The sequence below is a fragment of the Trichococcus sp. ES5 genome (assembly GCF_900067165.1).
Classification (GTDB): Bacteria; Bacillota; Bacilli; order Lactobacillales; family Aerococcaceae; genus Trichococcus; species Trichococcus flocculiformis.
In genome coordinates this window covers 44,025-62,074 of sequence record NZ_FJND01000008.1, presented here as the reverse complement: position 1 = coordinate 62,074, position 18,050 = coordinate 44,025, and the positions used below count along the sequence as shown (strand labels likewise).

The window sequence follows — 18,050 nt, the reverse complement described above, 5'->3', positions numbered from 1 at the left end:
CCTATTCTTTGTGTTATTTCTATCCTTTATAGAAGACTTTACCGACCATGATTTTTCTCGCGGTCCGGTGGCTCGATACGGATTCAATTTTGATTTTTCCATCTTCGTTCTTGTACTTCATGGCTACGGAAATGAGGCCGTCGCTGTGGCCAAGCACGAGCTCGTTCTTCACATTTTCGTTCCCCAATACTTCATTCGGGATTGTGCCCGGGATCGCGCAGGCTGCGGCTGTGCACAAAGCACCCGTCAAAGCGATGGTTTTGTGGGCTTTCTGCATGCTCATCATCCGGATGGAAAGGTCGTATTCAGCTGCGTTTATTTCTTTGCCGCTGTCCGTAATGAAATCCCGTGCTGCTGACACGATCGTCATCTTTGGTACTCCCGGTGTGACTGTAGCGGCTTCTTCCCAACTATCGGCCAAGCCCATTTTGACGGCCGCTTCCCCTCTGATTTTTTCCAACAGCACCAGATTGGCCGGGTCCGCATCGATCATGGCCGCCGTCTCTGTTCCTGCAAAACCGATAGCGGCTGCTTTGACATACACGAGCGGGTTTGCCGCATCGACGATCGATACTTCGACATCTCCGTAATCAGCGATTTTCAACGTGTCTTTGGTTTGTCCTGTCGGCAACAACTTGCCGGTGAAGGAACCTTCCGGATTCAAAAACTCGAGTTCGATCTTCGAGCCTGTTCCAGGAACACCTGAAATACTGAATTCGCCTTCATAAGTAATCTCTCCGTTAGGCGTAGGAATATGTTCGTGAATGATTTTCTTTGTGTTTGTATTATATACCCTGACAGTCGTTATCGGCGCGCTAATTTCCACTAGGCCATTCTCAAGAGCAAAAACCCCGACAGCTGATGAAATGTTCCCGCAGTTTCCTGCATAGGAGACAAAAGGTTTATCGATCTGAACTTGCGCAAATGTATAATTGACATCCCAATCTTCGGTTGTTTCTTTTGAAATGATTGCGACTTTGCTGGTCGTTGAGACGGCCCCACCCAAACCATCAATTTGGCGTTGATCAGGACTACCCATGATTTTTAACAGGATCTGGTCACGTTCCTCTTTATTTTCCGGTAAATCTTTTTCCATTACGAATGCACCTTTGCTCGTGCCGCCGCGAAAGATGCTGCATTGTAGTTCTTTTAGCATGTCGTCCCTCCAAATGTTTGCGTTTTCAAATATCCACGGATCTGTGATCATCCGATTGAATCCTTTTAGCAATGAGTTTTTATAGACTGCAGTTCTATCGATTGCTCATTACTCAACTTGATATCTGAAGTATAAATTCTGGTTAAACAAATATCCAATCAATCATTTTTATCCGAATCATAGTTTTAACTTATGATGATAACGGATACAATCAACCGTACTGAAGACCTGATTTTTTGCGTGATCACGTGTTGCCCCTCTCCAGCTCCGTTTGGATATTATGTGCATACGCGCAAAGTAAAAAAGAGTCGGGAACCTATTGTTCCTGACTCTTTTTTGAATTTATCGCCCATTGTATGACGGCTTTCATTTCAATTTACTGCTTGTAGCGGGGTCATGTCTTTGCCCCTACCGTAGTCTATTCGTTTTCCTCTTATTGAGAATAGATGCCCTAATTGAGAATCACCGCTCCCTGTATTTCCGACATCCGTTCAGAGCGAACTGTTCTCGATTGCAACCTTTGTCTCATGATTCAGCAAATATTCCTTCAGATGCAGCCCACCAGCATACCCCACCAGTTTGCCGCTCGTGCCGATGACGCGGTGACAAGGGGTGATGATCGAAATCGGGTTACGGTTGTTGGCCATGCCGATGGCGCGGACGCCTTTGGGATTTTCGACTGCGATGGCGATATCCTTGTAGCTGCGCGTCTCGCCGTAAGGGATCTGACGCAAAGCTTCCCAGACTTTCAACTGGAAAGGCGTACCGGCTGCATCCAAGGGAAGCTCGAACGCCTGCCGCTCACCATTGAAGTACTGCTGCAATTGGCGCTCCCCTTCCAGCAACAAGGGAGTATCCGCCTCCACCATTTCTCCGGCCGCGATTTCCTTTTCGATCCGCGGATCCAGTTCCGATGCAACATGTTCCAGAAACGTGATTCCCTTGCCGTTCTCAGCCAACAAGTATTGCCCGAGCGGCGTTTGGATACATTTATAGGCTTTTTTCATAATAACCACCTTTTTTGTCAGCTGTCCTCTGATCCTGATCTTAATTATACACAAAAATAGACCTGTTCGACAGAGCAAGCTCCAGCGAACAGGCATTTACGGAAAAGACAGTACGATGACAATTTCTTCAAATCTGCCGCATTTCATTCCGCAATTTTAAAGTTATGAAGCACACATGGCACATCTGATAGGATGGACCAATATTGCAAGGGCTGCGACGCGTAATATGTCATCGTCAGCGATTCTTCATTGTTTATGATCACTTCTACTGAACTCGTGTCATAGTATATTTGAATGAGCAGTTCCTTTTTGTCGGCAAACGATAGGCTGCGGGTATTGTCGAAGGCTTTGCCATCCCTATCCTTGATGGGATAAGCCGTTTGAGCGCGGTCCAACGAAAGTTCCCTGTTTGCACCGTCAATATTCAACAAGATATGTTCCTTTGTTTCTTCGCCTAATCGCACCTGCAACATCTCCGTCACGTCGGCCACATGAATCTGCATCCTTGCATATTTCGGAGTCTTTTCAGTCAGCATACATTCGCCATCCACTGTTAGTTGCTTTTCTTCCCGAATCGTATGCAACGCTTGTTCAAACGCTGGAATGACGCTTTGTTTCAGGATACCATCTTCATAAAAGAGCGTGCGCGGCAACGTCATCTGTCCTGCCCAGCCGTGCTTCAATGTGTCAGAAGCGATGGTGTTATGCCACCCCTGCATCCAGGCGATCATCGTTGTGTCCCCGTCCTTGCTGAAGGATTGCGGCGCATAGAAATCCATGCCTTTGTCCAGTTCTTTGATATGAGTCATCTCAAAGGTATGCGTATCCCAGTCCATCTCACCCTCGATGAACCAAGTGATGTGCGGATAAAAAGTATTCGTCTCCTTATCCGTATAGTTCATGGCGCTCAGCATGAACACCGCTTTGCCGTCCACTTCCATGAAGTCCGGACACTCGACCATCGTGCCTAAATAGGGATTGTGCTGGAAAACCACGGAAACAAATTCCCAGTCCAACAAGTTTTCGGAACGATACAGCAACACTTGTCCTTTGTCGTCGATTGTCCGGGATCCGATGACGGCATAAAAATAATCTTCATGCTTAAACATCTTCGGATCTCGAAAATCTTCCACAGATGAGCCTTCCGGGACATCTTTTTCATCCAGCACCGGGTTTTTGGCACATTTTTTGAAATGGATGCCATCTTCCGAGTAGGCTATATTTTGGTTTTGGCGCAAGGGTCTTCCGTCTTCAGCCGGAAGATGGCCAGTGTACATCAGATACAGTTTTCCTTCATGTTCAATTGCGCTCCCGGAGAAGCAGCCTCCCTTGTCGTAGGGCTGATCCGGCGCCAAAGCCACCGGAAGATGGTTCCACTCGATGCCGTCCGGACTGACTGCGTGCCCCCAATGCATCGGACCCCAGACAGAATCGTATGGATTGTATTGATAGAAAAGATGGTACTGGTCCTTATAGTAGGAAAAACCATTGGGGTCGTTGATCCACCCGATTGGTGCAGCAAAATGGTATGCGGGGTAAAAGGTTTTGTCCACCATCCCCTCTTTTTCTTGGATAAATCGATTGGCTCGTTCAATGCTGAATGCTGTCATTATTTCACTCCTGTTCCGGAACTGCTCAAACCTTGCACCAAATATTTTTGGAAGAATACATAAATCAGGATCAATGGGATTGTCGAAATCGTCAGGATCGCCATGACTTGATTGGTGTAGACAGGCTGAGTGTTGTTTATATTCGTTATTGCTACTTGCAGCGGGAATTTTGTGGAATCGGTCAGCACCATCAATGGCCAAATGTAATCATTCCAGCTCATGATGAAGGATAACGTTCCCACCGTCGCGATAGCGGGTTTGGACATCGGCAACATCACTTTCCAATAAATCTGGAATTGATTCGCCCCGTCCAGTTTTGCGGATTCCTGTACGTCTTCAGGGATCGCCTTGAAAAAATTCTGGAACATATAGATGAACAACGGGCTTGCCATCAGCGGCAGGATAACAGCTAATTGGCTGTTCAAAATACCCAATTTTTGGGCAATCACGAATTTCGAGATCATAATCGTTTCTCCGGGGATGACCAACAAAGCAATCATCAAGCCGAAAAGGATTCTTTTGCCTTTGAAGTCGAACTTTGCGAAAGCGAATCCTGCTAGTGAATTGACGGCGATCGAACCGATCGTCACGCTGCCCGCATAGAGGACACTGTTCATCATGTAGCGGACGATATCAAATCGGCCGAAGATTTCTTTGTAGGAGAAAAACCATTCACTGATATGTCCCGATGGCAGCAGCGCTTTGATGGAATCCAAATCATTGTAGATGACAGCCTCTGGTTTCAAAGAGGAACTGATCATCCAAACAAGCGGAAACATGAACAGGGCAGCCAATAGGGTCATCAGGATGTAATAGAGAATCTTGCTCGCTTTTTTATTCATAGTCGGCACTTCCAATCAATTTGCGTTGGCCAATGGTGAACAGAATGATGAGTCCACCATAGATGACCGTCACTGCGCTCGCAAAGCCTACTTGACGGTCTGTGAAACCGGTTCGATAGATGTAGTAAACGGGTGTCAATGTCGAATTCAACGGTCCCCCTTGAGTCATGACCATCGGCTGGATGATCAGCTTGAAGGCATCGATCAACGTTGTCGTCAATATCATCAACGAAGTGGGTTTGAGCATCGGCAGCGTAATATTTCTGAATTGCTCCCATTTTGTCGCGCCGTCGATGGTCGAAGCTTCATACACTTCTGCCGGAATATTTTGCAGCCCCGCCAAAAAGATAAGCATCTGATAGCCGGCCCCTTGCCAAGCGGAAATCATAATGATGACATACATCGCTTGTTTAGGACTTGTCAGCAACGGTTGTGCATTAAAGCCAATCGCTTCAAATATCACATTGATCAGTCCATCTGCAGGATTCAATAGATAGAGCCACAGCACAGAGACAACAACCAGTGACATAACAACCGGAGAGAAGAAAGCAATCTTGTAGAAGATGGTGCCCCTTGCCTTATTGTTTACCAGCAAAGCCAAAAATAGTGCTGTCCCTACTTGTATGGGCATAATGAAGAGAACAAACTTGAAGATATTTCCGATGCTTTTCAGAAACAACTTGTCTTGGAGGAGTTCCTTAAAATTGTCCAATCCGATGAATGCCGTCAAATCGGGTGTCAGCATATAGTAATCAGTCAGTGAATAATATAAAGTCATCATAGTCGGGATAAACAGAAAAAGTCCGAGTATCAGTAGTGCCGGCGTCAAAAACATGTAACCAGTCAGCGTATCATTATTTTTGTACCATAATTTCTTTTTCATCTTTTCACCTCATTGTTGAAGGATGTCCTGAAGTTACAGCAGTTTTCTCCCCCATTTTTGTTTTTCTTTATAAAAGATTCATAGAAAAATCCCCTGCTTCAGGGATTTTCCTATGAACAGTCCATAACTAAATCAGCAGATGTTGCGTTGCTTATTGTAGGTAGCTCTCGATTTCCAGGGCTTTGGATTCCAACAAAGCTTTGATGTCAGCATTCTCTTCATGATATGTGCTCTCGGTCACTGTATCCTGGAAAGTTCTGCTGACTTGCGGATAATTCACCAATACGGGGCGTGCGCGGCCTGTTTTGCTGTTTTGTTCAATCAGTACTTTCATCGGTTCGGAAACTTCTTCCATCATCCGGTCCGCAACAGATTGTCTTGCCGGCAATACCGTATTCCCCATGCTCATATCATACAATTCTTGCTCCGACACCAAGAAATCGATCAGCGCGGCAGCGGCTTCTTTATTATCGGTAGTCGACGTCAGACCGTATGCCCAGCTTCCGGTCGGACTCACCAATTCTCCAGTTTCCGGTGATACAGGATAAGGCATGATGCCGTATTCGATGTCTTGGTATTCAGCATCCAGTTCTTGCATTGTCCACGAGCCGCTTAGCTTCAAGGCATATTCCCCTGTTTGGAAACCGGCCTCAGTCGGTGTGATGGTCGAATAGCCGGATTCGATCAAGTTTTGGATGAACTCAAATGCGCTGACATTTTCCTCGGAATCAAAAACTCCTACAGCCTTTGTTCCTTCTTCGTTCGTCAAATCACCGCCTGCTGACCATACGAAAGGTGTGAAGGCGTACAATAGCCACTCTGAACGGTCATTGAAACCGACATCCAGCACAGGTCCGTTATAATGAGCCACTAAAGTATCCGCCATCGCATTGAACTCATCCCATGTCCATGGGTCGTCCACTGTTGGCAAAGTCGCTAAGTCCACACCGGCTTCTTCCAACATTTGCTTGTTGTAGAATACACCTACGCCTGATTCGGAATAACCGATAGAGTACATCTGATCATCGAAGGTACCTTGTTGGATGATACTTGGAAGGAAATCGTCCATATCCGATATGTAGCCATCCAATGGCTGAATGATTTTAGAGTTTGCGTAAGCTGCTGTGTTAGGTCCATCCAGTGTGATGACATCCGGTAACGTATTCGTCGTCAGTGCAGCATTGATTTTATCCTCATAGCCACCGCCTGAACCACTCCTAGGAATGTATTCGACTTTGGCTGTGATACCGTCTTCATTTGTTTCATTGAAATCTTTGATGGACTGGACCATTACCTGACCTTCTGCCGATTCTTCAGAATATTGAACCCACATTGTCACTTCTTTCCCATCAGCAGACCCCGTCGCATCGGATGAAGTCTCACTTGCGCCATTCCCACACCCGGCAGCCAATAACATTGTTGATAACAGCAACGCACTTCTCTTGATTCTTTCCATTTTCAGTACCTCCATTTTTTGTAATCGGTTTCTTGTTTACAAAACAAATTATATGCTAACCGGTTCCACATGTCAACCGGTTAACATGAATATTTAAAAAAACGCATCACAATCTTTTTGCGTTTTTCATTTAGCGTCCAACTGACACCGCAATAGAGATTATGATGGTTACGCAGTACTTCCTTTGTGTAAAGCGATCGGAAGTACAATCTTGTTTTCGGCCTTCTTTTCTCCAATCTTATCTAACAATAAATCCACCGCGGCTTCAGCTATTTGTTCAATTGGTTGAATGATGGTCGTGAGTGTCGGAAATACAGTCCGCATCATTTCGGTCCCGTCAAATCCGACAATCTTCAAATCTTCCGGAACTTTATATCCCTTCTTCAGTGCGGCATGATAAACAATACTCGCCATGACGTCGTCACCTGCAAAAATACCATCAAACGGTAGCGACTCACTGAACAAGTTTTCCATGACGACACGTTTTTTGTCATTCTCTGATAAAGAAAAAGAAATTTCCATTATTTGCGGTTCCAAGCCCGCTTCTCTCATTCGGTCTTCGTAGGCACTGACCCGTGCCCGTGCAGTTGTCTTTACGCGCGCATCACCTGTAATACAAAGTATCCGTTTACATCCGGAACCAATCAAAGTTTCCGTAGCCAGTCTGCCTCCGTCATAGTTGTCGCATTGAACAATCGGTATGTTTGCGGTCAACTCACGATCAATAGACACAATATTCATGCCGTATCCCTCGTATTCTTCAATATCCACGTTGTGCGAACCGACTATAATACCATCGACTCTTTTTTCCTGAAGCAACCGCAGATAGACCCGTTCGGTTTCCACGTCATTAATACTGTTGCAAATGAACAGTTTATATCCCTTAGTCGACAGTTTTTTTTCGATATGAAAGGTAAGCTCTCCAAAAAACGGATTACTGGTTGTGGGCACAATCAGGCCGACAAATTTGGTTTTATTCGTAAAGAACGAACGCGCAATCTCATTCGGTATGTAGTTCAATTCTTTTATGGCTGTCATTACTTTTTCTTTCATTTCATCACTGATGTATCCACGGTTATTCAATACACGCGAAACGGTTGTGACGGATACGCCCGCTTTTTTTGCAACATCATGAATCGTCGCTTTCTTCATGTGATATCCTCCTCTCTCAATATTATTATTTAGTAAAAAGAATGGAATCTTTTTACCAGTATAAGCTATATTCATTAAATTTAAAAGAACTGTCAGCTATTTATCATTCCCTCACGGCCCCGTATACTTGAGTTGTGAACACAGGCAATCCCAACCTATACAGAAAAGAGTGGATTCTATCGGGTACATTTGATACCCCTTTAGATCTCAACGGGAGGAAATGAATGTTTTTTCGCACGCAAGCGCGCGGGGGACATCCCGCTGAATTGTTTGCGTGCGTCTTTGTGTTCGGATTGGCTAGGTGCGCCCAGTGCACGGTCGCTTTGTCTTTTCCTCCGGGGAACGCAGGCTTCGCCGGAGTTCGCCCCGCATTCCGAGTGCTCACCTCCGGGGAAACGGTCCTCCCCGGAGCTGGGGCAATTTTTTTGAGTGCTCCTCCGTGCAGCGGCCCCTCGCCGGAGCTGAAGCCACTTCCAGTCGCTGTCCCTAGCAACCGGCGCACGCCGAAAACATTTCTTATGGAATACTTTCAAGCATCTTCACGATTTCTTCACACTCACGCTTTATAGTAGGTTCACAGCATTCCTAGCGGGAAGGATCTCTTAGGAATTGTTTAAGACTAAGTTGAACCGCTTGCACGAAAAATAGTTTTGATTTAAAATAGTTTTATATCACAACTATTATCCGATAAAGGAGCGGATTTCAATATGAAAATTGATTTTTTGAAAAAAGAAATCTGGGATTTGATTCGGACCATCCAAGTTTCCAAAGATATGGTCATGTGCCCGGTCGCTAAAGACTATCCCATCACCCCGCTGCAATTGCGGATTTTGATGGAAGTGAATGTGAGTGAAAATCTGTCACTCAACCGTTTGGCGAAGGTGATGGATATGAACAACGGCAACGTCTCCACCCTCTGCAAAAAAATGGAACAGCAAGGCTACCTGACGCGGGAACGGCGCACGGATGATGAACGTTTCATCACGCTGAAACTCACACACAATGGCCAAGCGATCCTTCAGAAAATGGAGCAGGATATCGAAGGCAAATACTGCTTGCTGATGGAAGGCGTGTCCGAGGAACGGCTTGAAAAAATCGCAGTCGGCATCAAGGAACTGCAACTTTTGATACAAGAAATGAACGAACAACAAAGAGAGGATTGACTCAACATTTATGGCAGATGATAAAAACAAAAACAACCGCAAGTGGAATGTGAATCTGAACAACGAAAACCCCGACAATCGCAAAAGGACAGCCTATTACTTGTTGATGGCATTGAGCGTCCTGATGTTCCTGAACTATTTCGCATTACCTAGCTACCTGAACCGAAGCGTGGAGGAAGTAACCTACAGCACGTTCCTGAATCAAGTGTCGACGGGCGATGTATCCGAAGTGAAACTGGAAGAAAACCAAATCACCTTCGTCGCGACTGATGATGCAGGTGACAAACAAGTTTACATTACCGGTCTGATCGATGACCCGACACTCGTCACCCGCTTGGAAGAAGCCGATGTGACCTTCAGCAAGGACATTCCGACTGAAGCCTCTCCGATCCTTTCGATCTTAGTTTCTTGGGTCTTACCGCTCCTGCTGTTCTGGGGATTGGGCAGCATGCTTGGGAAACAGATGGCGAAACGGATGGGCGGCGGTGCCGGTGGCGCGTTGGCTTTCGGCAAGTCAAATGCCAAAGTCTATGTGAAGGCCAACGATTCGAAAACATTCAAGGATGTCGCCGGACAGGACGAAGCCAAAGAAGCGCTCAGCGAAGTCGTCGACTACCTGCATCAACCGAAAAAATACCAGGATATCGGTGCCAAGAATCCGAAGGGCATCCTGTTGGTCGGACCTCCCGGAACGGGTAAAACCCTGTTGGCCCGCGCTGTCGCCGGCGAAGCCAATGTGCCGTTCTTCAGCATATCCGGCTCCGAATTCGTCGAGATGTTCGTCGGACGCGGCGCCGCGAAAGTCCGCGACCTGTTCAAGGAAGCCAATGAAAAAGCCCCTTGTATCGTCTTCATCGATGAGATCGACACAATCGGTAAAAAGCGCGACAACGGCAATTTCGGCGGGGGGAACGATGAGCGTGAGCAGACCTTGAACCAATTGCTGGCGGAAATGGACGGATTTGAAGCCAACAAAGGCATCATCCTCCTGGCCGCCACCAACCGTCCGGAATCCCTTGACGCTGCCCTACTGCGCCCAGGTCGTTTTGACCGTCGCGTACCGGTTGAACTGCCGGACTTGGCAGGACGTGAAGCGATCCTGAAGGTGCATGCGACGAACTACAAAATGGATCCAAATATTGATTACAATACGATCGCCCGCGCCACTTCCGGTGCTTCCGGCGCCGAGTTGGCGAATATCATCAACGAAGGCGGTCTCCGCGCCGTCCGTGAAGGCCGCAGCGCCGTTACGCAAAGCGATCTGGAGGAGTCTGTTGAGACTGTCATTGCTGGGTACCAGCGCAAAAATGCGGTCATTTCTCCGAAAGAAAAGGAAATCGTCTCTTACCATGAAATCGGCCATGCGCTGGTAGCGGCCAAACAGACGGAATCTGCGCCGGTCCACAAGATCACGATCATTCCGCGTACTTCCGGTGCTTTGGGCTACACGATGCAGATCGAGGAAGGCGAAAAATCGTTGATGACGAAGCAAGAATTGTTCAACAAAATCGTGACGCTGGCAGGCGGTCGCGCCGCCGAAGAGATCGTCTTCGGCAGCATCACGACCGGCGCTTCGAATGATATCGAGCAGATGACCAAAATGGCGCGCGCCATGATTACGCGCTACGGGATGAGCGACACGTTCGACATGATGCAGATTGAAACCCAGACGAACAAATATTTGGGCGGCGACACTTCCATGAATGTGTCCGCCGGGATGGCCGAGCAGGTCGACCGTGAAGTGCTGGACATCATCAAGCTGGCTCATGAGAAAGCCATTGCCATATTGAACGAAAATAGAGAGAAACTGCATGAACTGTCCCACCACCTGCTGATCGAAGAGACCATTACCGGTGCGGAATTCATGAAGATATTGGAAGCATAACAGCTCGCATACGAGGCACGGATTCATCAGAACTGCCGATATGTCAACAAAAGAAAGCAGTGTGGTTGTCTCAGTTCGAGACAGCCACACTGCTTATTTTTGAGGCGGAAAATGTTCGAGATATGCTCGCGTTGTCCGATTCTTTGCGGTTATCGGACAAGCAAGACTCCTAATGCGATGCGGATGTCGGATACTTTGCAGTAATCCGACAAGCAGTGCACCAAATGCGGTGAGGTTGTCGGATACATTGCGGTTATCCGACAAGCACTGCACCAAATGCGATGCGGATGTCGGATACTGTGCGGTTATCCGACAAGTAGCGCACCAAATGCGATGCGGATGTCGTATGCTTGCTCGCGTTGTCCGATTCTTCCCGGTTATCGGACAACCCGGACAACCCAAGCCATCTCCGAACGAACCCAGATATGAAAAACACAATCAAGCACCCATAAGCGCCAAATGAACATGCAAAAAAACAGGGCTATCCACATAGGAATTCCGCCCTGTTTTTTTGATTTATTACACTTCCAAGCTCAATACTTCCTGCAAGGTCGGGATGGATTGCATGCCACCAGGTCGCGTCGTCACCAATGCGGCCACACGATTGGCGAACAGGCCCATCTCGCGGATTTCATCCAACGTGCAGTCTTCCCAAGCATCCTTGCCGGCGATCTGATAGAGGAAGGACCCGATGAACGAGTCGCCTGCCCCTGTCGTATCGACTGCTTTAACGCTGATTCCTTCAACGCTGGCTTTCTCGCCTTTGAAGTACAGATCCGCTCCCTTGCTGCCTTTGGTGAAGATCAGCAGTTTCGGTTCCGTCTTCAGCAATGCTGCTATCCCATCCGCTTCCGAATCCATGCCCGTAATGAAGGCCAATTCATCATCGCTGATTTTCAGGATGTCGGCATACGGCAGGAATTCCTGGATCGTCTGCTTCAGCATTTCCGGATCCGGCCAGAGATTCAAGCGCACATTCGGATCGAAAACGATCGTTCCGCCGGCCTGCTGCATTTTTTCCAAAGCGGCAAGATGCGCATACTTTACGGGTGCTTCGATCAGATCGACCGAGCAAAAATGCAGGATATCTGCAGCGGTGAAAACAAGCTCATTCAGTTCTTCCTTGTTCAACAACATATCCGCGCTGGGATTGCGGTAGAAACTGAATTCGCGCTCCCCATTTTCCTGGAGCGACACAAACGCCAGCGCCGTGTTTGCCTCAGTGGTCCGGAACAGGTGATGGGTGTCCACCTGATTCTGTTTGAGCACATCAGTCAGATAATCCCCGAAGGCATCCTGACCCACTTTACCGATGAAGCTCGCGTTCCCGACTAGGCGGCTAACCGTCACCGCAACATTAGCAGGCGCGCCTCCCGGTTGCTTCGTGAAACCGGAAACCTCCTTTAAGGGCACCCCGATTTCACTCGGGAAAAAATCAATCAGTATTTCTCCAATAGTATAAACTCTCCGCATAACGTCTCCTTTCGGTTGCAGTTATTTGTTCCAAAAAACCTGAATTCCCGATCAGATAAAGGGCGTAAAAGTCGCTTCCTCAAATACCGCTATGCCGCTGCATTCAAAGGAGATGCCTTTCGCTTCCGCAGTTGGATATACGTTTGAAGTCATGACTACTTCACCATTTTTCTCAAACACTTCAACCGACGAACTGTCCAGGTAAATGGCGAGTTCAAGATGATCGCTCTTTCCGGACAACGCGACTTTCCGGCTGACAGGAGGATGTGCTTCCTCCCCTTTCAGTTCGATGCCGCTTGCAGATCGATCGAATCCTAATTCATTCTTTGCTTTATCATAGTAGACTACGGTTCTTTCGTTCTCGTTCTCACGCAGATGGATGGACAGTTTTTCCAATCCGGACGTATCCACTTTCAGTGTCAGCAATCCGCAGTCCCCTGCGATGCCTACGATTGATTCTTTAGTATCCGCCATTGTGATCACCGGGCTGATTTCTCCCTGATTATCTTTGTTGGCTACGATACCGATCGGATATTGCTTCAGCTGGCCGTCTTCCCATTTCAACTCCCGCGGAATCGTCATTGATCCCGTCCAGTTGTGGCCCAGCGTATCTGTCGGAAAATTTCTTCCCCACATCTGCATCCAGCCGATACAGATTCTTCTGCCTTTGTCATCCTCCAGGCTTTGAGGAGCATAATAGTCCAAACCGTGATCCAATTCCTGATAACTTTCCGGGTGGAACTGTTTTGTCGCCCAATCCACTTCGCCGACAGCCAAGACCGAGGCATTCAGATTCTGATAGTTATCCCCGTCCTGCGGCCATTTCATCGGAGAAAAGATCAAGCAATCTTTCCCATCCAAGCGGAAGAAATCCGGGCATTCCCACATGATCCCTTGCTCTTTGTTCCCCTTCAGGAAGACGGAGGCAAACTCCCATTCCACCAAGTCAGCAGTTTGGTAAAGCAAAATTTGCCCTGTCTCGTCGCCAGCCTTGGAGGCGACTACCGTGTAGTACGTGCCTTCGTGCTCAAAGACTTTCGGATCCCGGAAGTCGACCTGGGAAGCATCTTCCGGTAATGCTGAAATCGCAATGACCGGATTTTGCTGCACTTTCTCGAAGTGCAGCCCATCCTCCGATACCGCCAGGCACTGCACCTGGTGATGCACGCCTTCTGCATCGGCTTCGGTTACGCCTGTATAAAGCAGATACAATTTTCCGTCCCGTTCGATGGCGCTTCCTGAGAAACAACCGAATCGATCATACGCTTGATCCGGCGCCAAGGCGACAGGCAAGTCTTCCCAATGGATCAAGTCCGTCGACTTCATGTGGCCCCAGTGCATCGGGCCCCATTTCGCATCATACGGGTGGAATTGATAAAACAGGTGGTACGCCCCTTGGTACTGGACGAAGCCGTTCGGATCGTTCATCCAGCCGACTGGCGGTGATGCATGATAGCGATTCCGGTAAAGAGGATTCACTGTTCCCTTGTTTTCTGCTATATATTGGTTGGCACGATCTGTCGAGTAAGCCAATTGACTCTGAGTGTTCACGCTACCCCTCATTTCTTGGATTTGTTTTATTTTCTATGTGGTTATTTATTGTTTAATAAGTAAGTATCATATGCGTCTTGTTTGATCTGCATCCATTCTTCCAGTCCCAGACGGTTCAGTTCTTCCAGGTAAGCATCCCACTCTTCGGCAATTTTGCCGTTTGCGATCCATTCTGCACGTTTTCTGTTGACGAACGGCATCAAGTCCGCGTCGATCTGTGCGATCCGGTCAGCCTGTTCCAATGACAAGAATACGCGAGGATAATTGAATTGATTATGAACATCAGCCAAGTACGTGTCTTTGAAGATATCCAAACGCCATTGTGCATCATCCGGCATTGTCGTCACAGTTCCGTAGTACTCGTCCAAAATTGCCAACGGTCCGCCAGCTTCGGTTTTTTGACGCAATTCGCCCGGTGCTGTGCCTTCCAAAGGCAAGTGTTTCAACGAATTCGTTGCTTCTACATATTCAAAGATATTTTGTTGCGTTTCATCCCCATATGTACCCCAGTTGTTCTGTACAGATTGGATCGGCACATACATCTGATCTGCCCATTTGGCAGTCAACTCCAGATTTTTGTTGGCGCTGGTGATTACAAAACGATCGCGGCTGAATCCGAAGCCGTTCGTACGCGTAACATGTTTTTCTCCGCTTGGACCAGCCAATGCAGGCAGTGGCTCGTAAGAATCATTCGCTCCGGAGACATTCGCTTTATCCCATGTGAAGTACACACCGAATAATTGCTCTTTCCCTTTCGCCACGTAGGCATTCCAATCCTGTTCAAAAGCTTCCACATCGATCAGCTCTTTGTTGTACATTTCATTGAAATAAGCGACGCCGTTTTTGAATTCTTCATTGTCGGCCGTGAAGTCGATCGTGCCGTCATCATTTACGACCAAGTGATCATCATTGTCGCCGATTCCGAATGCGCCGAAGAGGAACTTCATGTCTTCATTCCCGCCATCGTTGATGAAAGAAATCGGGATTTCATCGGCTTCACCGTTGCCGTTCGGATCTTGAGTTTTGAATGCTTCCAATACAACCATCAATTCATCCGTCGTTTGCGGCATCTCCAAACCTAAAGCTTCCAGCCAGTCGACATTGATCCAAGGGATATCGTTTACCGTGTGGATGGACTCTTTATCCTGGCCCAACTCTTCGATCCATGGCAGTGAGTAGATATGGCCGTCCGGTGCAGTGATCATAGCCAAATATTCCGGATTTTCGTCCAATACTTTTTTGAAGTTCGGCATGTGTTCATTGATCAGATCTTCCAAAGGAATGATGATGCCGTCTTCTGCCCATGAGAGCAGATCATAGTCACTCGCGCCAGCGTTCCACATGGCATCCGGCAAGTCGCCGCTGGAAATGTCCAGATTCCGTTTTTCGATATAGTCAGAAGAATAATTTTTCCATTCGATATTGACGCCGGATTGTTCTTCCAAACGTTGGAAAATCAGCTTTTCGTTCGGATCGGCCGGAGCCAACGGAGAACTGGAAGTGGACATTTTCAAGCTGACGGTCTCTTCCAATGGGAAGGATACATCCGTCAATTCGTAGTCTGGAGAAGAGGCGCCACCGGATGAACCGCAGGCTGCTAAAGTCAGGACTGTTGCTGTGGATAATAGTGCTGTGCCAAGGTATTTTACTCTCATTTTGTATTTCTCCCTTATAATGTATTTATTTTGTGTTGCGTATTGCCTAACCTTTGAGTGAACCTGCCATCATCCCTTTATCGAAGTACTTCTGGAAGAATGGATACATGATCAGAAGCGGTAAGCTGGAGATGACGATTGTTGAGTATTTGATCAGTTCAGCCAATTGCGCCATTTCTGCCATCTGGGTGGCGGATCCGATCATGTCTTGTTGCGGTTGATTTTGGATCAATATTTTCCGCAGCACCAATTGCAGCGGCTGCAGATCTGCATCGTTCAAGTAGATCATGGCGTCGAAGTAGGAATTCCACTGGCCCACAAAAGCATAGAGGAACAATACGAAGATGATCGGTTTCGCCAGCGGCAGCATTATTTTGAAGAATATCTGCATTTCATTGGCGCCGTCGATGATTGCTGCTTCTTCCAACTCGGTAGGCAGTTGTTTGAAGTACGTTCGCGCCAGGATGATGTTCCAGACGTTGATCGATCCGGGAAGGATGATGGCCCAGACCGTATTCAGCATGCCCAGGTTTTTCACCAATAGGTAAGTTGGAACCAAGCCGCCTCCGATGAACATCGTAATCATCAGGAAAATCGTGATCGGCCGTTTTCCAACCAATTTCTGTTTGGACAACGGATAGGCGGTCAGAATGGAGACCGCGACAGTCAACGCGCTGTATGTGAATGAATAGAAAATCGAATTCACGAAACCTCGGATGATGGCCGGATCCTGTAAGACCCTCTTATAGCCATCCAGACTCCAGTTCGCTGGGTTCAGACTCAATCCTTGCGAGCGGAGGATGAAGGGATCCATGAAAGAAGCGATCAATACGTACAACAAGGGGGATAGGGTTATCAAGACCAGAAAGCCTATCAGAATGCGATTCACCAGCAGCACGCCGCGGTCAAATTTTGTCAATGTTATCATTTTTGTTCTCCTCTCTATAAAGCTGTATCATCATTGCTTACTTTGTTCGCTAACGCATTTACGGCCAGCAACAAGATGATATTGATGACTGTATTGAATAGTCCGACTGCCGTTGAATACCCGTAATCACCCATCTGCAGACCGACTTTGTAGACGTAGGTCGAGATGATTTCCGAAACAGGCAGGTTCATCGATGTCTGCATCAGGAAAGCTTTCTCGTAGCCGACATTCATGATGCCCCCTACAGAAAGGATGAACTGGATGACCATGATTGGTCGGATCGCAGGCAGATCGATGTACCAGATACGATAGAGGATGTTAGCGCCGTCCATGTGAGCTGCATCGATCAAATCTTGACTCACGTTGGCCAATGTCGCCGTGTAGAGCACCGATGCCCAACCCATACCTTGCCAAATACCGGATAGGATGTAGAGCGTCCGGAAATAATCTGGATCCGTCATGAATGTAATCCGCGAACCGGTAATGCTTTCTATAAACCCATTGATCGGGCCATCAGCTGCCAGGAACATGAACAACATCCCCACAACGATAACCAAGGAAATGAAGTTCGGTGCGTACAGAATCAGTTGGAACCGCTTCTTCCATTTTGTGCTGATCAGATGGTTCAAAGATAATGCCAAGATAATCGGCGGGAAAAATCCCAAAATGAGTCCGTATATACTGATTTTGAGCGTGTTCTCCAACAGAATTCCGAAGTTGGGAGAGTCGATGAACTGGACGAAATTTTCAAATCCCACCCATTCACTCCCCATGATCCCCTGCAGCGGATTATAATCCTTGAAAGCCAAGAGAATGCCGTACATCGGGAAATATTTGAATACCAGCGTGAGTATCAGGCCCGGCAACAGCATATAATAAAGCATTCGGTGCTGTTTGACGAACTCCCATTTCGACTGTGTGATTCTTTTTGGCTTACTTGTCTGGCTTTTTTTCATAACTGTTCTGACTCCTCCTTTTGAAAATTGAAACGTTTCCACTCTTCCCCAAAAAAATTACGGAAACGTCTTCATTTGATAATAGAAACGTTTCCACTTTCGTTCAAAAAAATAAATTCTGAAGAATCCAAGCGAATGATCCGATCAAATGGATCAAACAGTGCCAACGAAAAGGCACACTACTTTTGAAATCGGTGCGGTCGATGGATCATCAGCCTGCCCACGATTTCAAAAATAGGGAAACGTCCGTTTAGCAATTGAAACGTTTCCACTCCGCTTCAAAAAAATATGTTTTTGATTTAAACCTATAATAATTCAGTAACCGCTTTCTGT

15 protein-coding genes are annotated in these 18,050 nt (G+C 47.2%); 2 read left to right on the top strand and 13 right to left on the bottom strand.

Annotation, left to right across the window (positions count from 1 at the left end):
• Positions 1–19: 19 nt before the first annotated feature.
• From TES5_RS08100 to TES5_RS08070, 7 genes are all read right to left on the bottom strand, one after another.
• Positions 20–1,156 (bottom strand): 2-methylaconitate cis-trans isomerase PrpF family protein, encoded by a 1,137-nt coding sequence (locus tag TES5_RS08100; RefSeq protein ID WP_068561404.1) that lies wholly within the window; start codon positions 1,154–1,156, stop codon positions 20–22.
• A gap of 491 nt (positions 1,157–1,647) precedes the next feature.
• On the bottom strand, positions 1,648–2,163 hold the full coding sequence (locus TES5_RS08095; protein ID WP_068561362.1) for a methylated-DNA--[protein]-cysteine S-methyltransferase: 516 nt from the start codon (positions 2,161–2,163) through the stop codon (positions 1,648–1,650).
• 143 nt (positions 2,164–2,306) lie between these two features.
• Entirely contained in the window at positions 2,307–3,773 is a 1,467-nt protein-coding gene (locus tag TES5_RS08090) for a glycoside hydrolase family 32 protein (protein WP_068561361.1), read from the bottom strand.
• Positions 3,773–4,615 carry a carbohydrate ABC transporter permease gene (locus tag TES5_RS08085; protein WP_068561360.1) on the bottom strand — a complete coding sequence of 281 codons (843 nt, stop codon included), beginning with the start codon at positions 4,613–4,615 and terminating at the stop codon, positions 3,773–3,775. Before TES5_RS08085 ends, TES5_RS08090 begins: the two co-directional genes overlap by 1 nt.
• A complete protein-coding gene (locus TES5_RS08080; protein WP_068561359.1) occupies positions 4,608–5,498 on the bottom strand; it encodes a carbohydrate ABC transporter permease in 891 nt (296 codons plus the stop codon). The genes TES5_RS08085 and TES5_RS08080 overlap by 8 nt, the downstream gene beginning before the upstream one ends.
• A gap of 151 nt (positions 5,499–5,649) precedes the next feature.
• The gene (locus TES5_RS08075; protein WP_068561358.1) at positions 5,650–6,954 is read right to left on the bottom strand and encodes an ABC transporter substrate-binding protein; all 1,305 of its coding nucleotides are present in this window, start codon (positions 6,952–6,954) and stop codon (positions 5,650–5,652) included.
• Positions 6,955–7,122: 168 nt separating this feature from the next.
• Entirely contained in the window at positions 7,123–8,106 is a 984-nt protein-coding gene (locus TES5_RS08070) for a LacI family DNA-binding transcriptional regulator (protein WP_068561357.1), read from the bottom strand.
• A gap of 707 nt (positions 8,107–8,813) precedes the next feature.
• Here TES5_RS08070 and TES5_RS08060 point away from each other — a divergent pair.
• Positions 8,814–9,269: a MarR family winged helix-turn-helix transcriptional regulator gene (locus tag TES5_RS08060; protein ID WP_068561355.1), complete on the top strand. Its 456-nt coding sequence runs from the start codon at positions 8,814–8,816 to the stop codon at positions 9,267–9,269.
• Positions 9,270–9,375: 106 nt separating this feature from the next.
• Positions 9,376–11,154, top strand: coding sequence for an ATP-dependent zinc metalloprotease FtsH (gene ftsH / locus TES5_RS08055; RefSeq protein ID WP_369813487.1), 1,779 nt, complete (start codon positions 9,376–9,378; stop codon positions 11,152–11,154).
• Positions 11,155–11,407: 253 nt separating this feature from the next.
• On the opposite strand, the gene TES5_RS15185 is transcribed toward ftsH, so the two are convergent.
• From TES5_RS15185 to TES5_RS08030, 6 genes are all read right to left on the bottom strand, one after another.
• Positions 11,408–11,590, bottom strand: coding sequence for a hypothetical protein (locus TES5_RS15185; protein ID WP_157080400.1), 183 nt, complete (start codon positions 11,588–11,590; stop codon positions 11,408–11,410).
• Between the two features lie 83 nt (positions 11,591–11,673).
• On the bottom strand, positions 11,674–12,627 hold the full coding sequence (locus TES5_RS08050; RefSeq protein ID WP_068561353.1) for a carbohydrate kinase family protein: 954 nt from the start codon (positions 12,625–12,627) through the stop codon (positions 11,674–11,676).
• Positions 12,628–12,678: 51 nt separating this feature from the next.
• Positions 12,679–14,178, bottom strand: a complete 1,500-nt coding sequence (locus TES5_RS08045) for a glycoside hydrolase family 32 protein (protein WP_178137798.1) — start codon at positions 14,176–14,178, stop codon at positions 12,679–12,681.
• A 41-nt stretch (positions 14,179–14,219) separates the two neighbouring features.
• Complete coding sequence (locus tag TES5_RS08040; RefSeq protein WP_068561351.1) at positions 14,220–15,833, bottom strand: ABC transporter substrate-binding protein; 1,614 nt, start codon at positions 15,831–15,833, stop codon at positions 14,220–14,222.
• 46 nt (positions 15,834–15,879) lie between these two features.
• Complete coding sequence (locus TES5_RS08035; protein ID WP_068561350.1) at positions 15,880–16,761, bottom strand: carbohydrate ABC transporter permease; 882 nt, start codon at positions 16,759–16,761, stop codon at positions 15,880–15,882.
• 14 nt (positions 16,762–16,775) lie between these two features.
• On the bottom strand, positions 16,776–17,717 hold the full coding sequence (locus TES5_RS08030; protein ID WP_068561349.1) for an ABC transporter permease: 942 nt from the start codon (positions 17,715–17,717) through the stop codon (positions 16,776–16,778).
• Between the last annotated feature and the right edge of the window lie 333 nt (positions 17,718–18,050).

Coding starts and splice junctions, on each gene's coding strand:
- TES5_RS08100 (WP_068561404.1), bottom strand. CDS start 1,156: ATGCTAAAAGAACTACAATGCAGCATCTTTCGCGGCGGCACGAGCAAA.
- TES5_RS08095 (WP_068561362.1), bottom strand. CDS start 2,163: ATGAAAAAAGCCTATAAATGTATCCAAACGCCGCTCGGGCAATACTTG.
- TES5_RS08090 (WP_068561361.1), bottom strand. CDS start 3,773: ATGACAGCATTCAGCATTGAACGAGCCAATCGATTTATCCAAGAAAAA.
- TES5_RS08085 (WP_068561360.1), bottom strand. CDS start 4,615: ATGAATAAAAAAGCGAGCAAGATTCTCTATTACATCCTGATGACCCTA.
- TES5_RS08080 (WP_068561359.1), bottom strand. CDS start 5,498: ATGAAAAAGAAATTATGGTACAAAAATAATGATACGCTGACTGGTTAC.
- TES5_RS08075 (WP_068561358.1), bottom strand. CDS start 6,954: ATGGAAAGAATCAAGAGAAGTGCGTTGCTGTTATCAACAATGTTATTG.
- TES5_RS08070 (WP_068561357.1), bottom strand. CDS start 8,106: ATGAAGAAAGCGACGATTCATGATGTTGCAAAAAAAGCGGGCGTATCC.
- TES5_RS08060 (WP_068561355.1), top strand. CDS start 8,814: ATGAAAATTGATTTTTTGAAAAAAGAAATCTGGGATTTGATTCGGACC.
- ftsH (WP_369813487.1), top strand. CDS start 9,376: ATGGCATTGAGCGTCCTGATGTTCCTGAACTATTTCGCATTACCTAGC.
- TES5_RS08050 (WP_068561353.1), bottom strand. CDS start 12,627: ATGCGGAGAGTTTATACTATTGGAGAAATACTGATTGATTTTTTCCCG.
- TES5_RS08040 (WP_068561351.1), bottom strand. CDS start 15,833: ATGAGAGTAAAATACCTTGGCACAGCACTATTATCCACAGCAACAGTC.
- TES5_RS08035 (WP_068561350.1), bottom strand. CDS start 16,761: ATGATAACATTGACAAAATTTGACCGCGGCGTGCTGCTGGTGAATCGC.
- TES5_RS08030 (WP_068561349.1), bottom strand. CDS start 17,717: ATGAAAAAAAGCCAGACAAGTAAGCCAAAAAGAATCACACAGTCGAAA.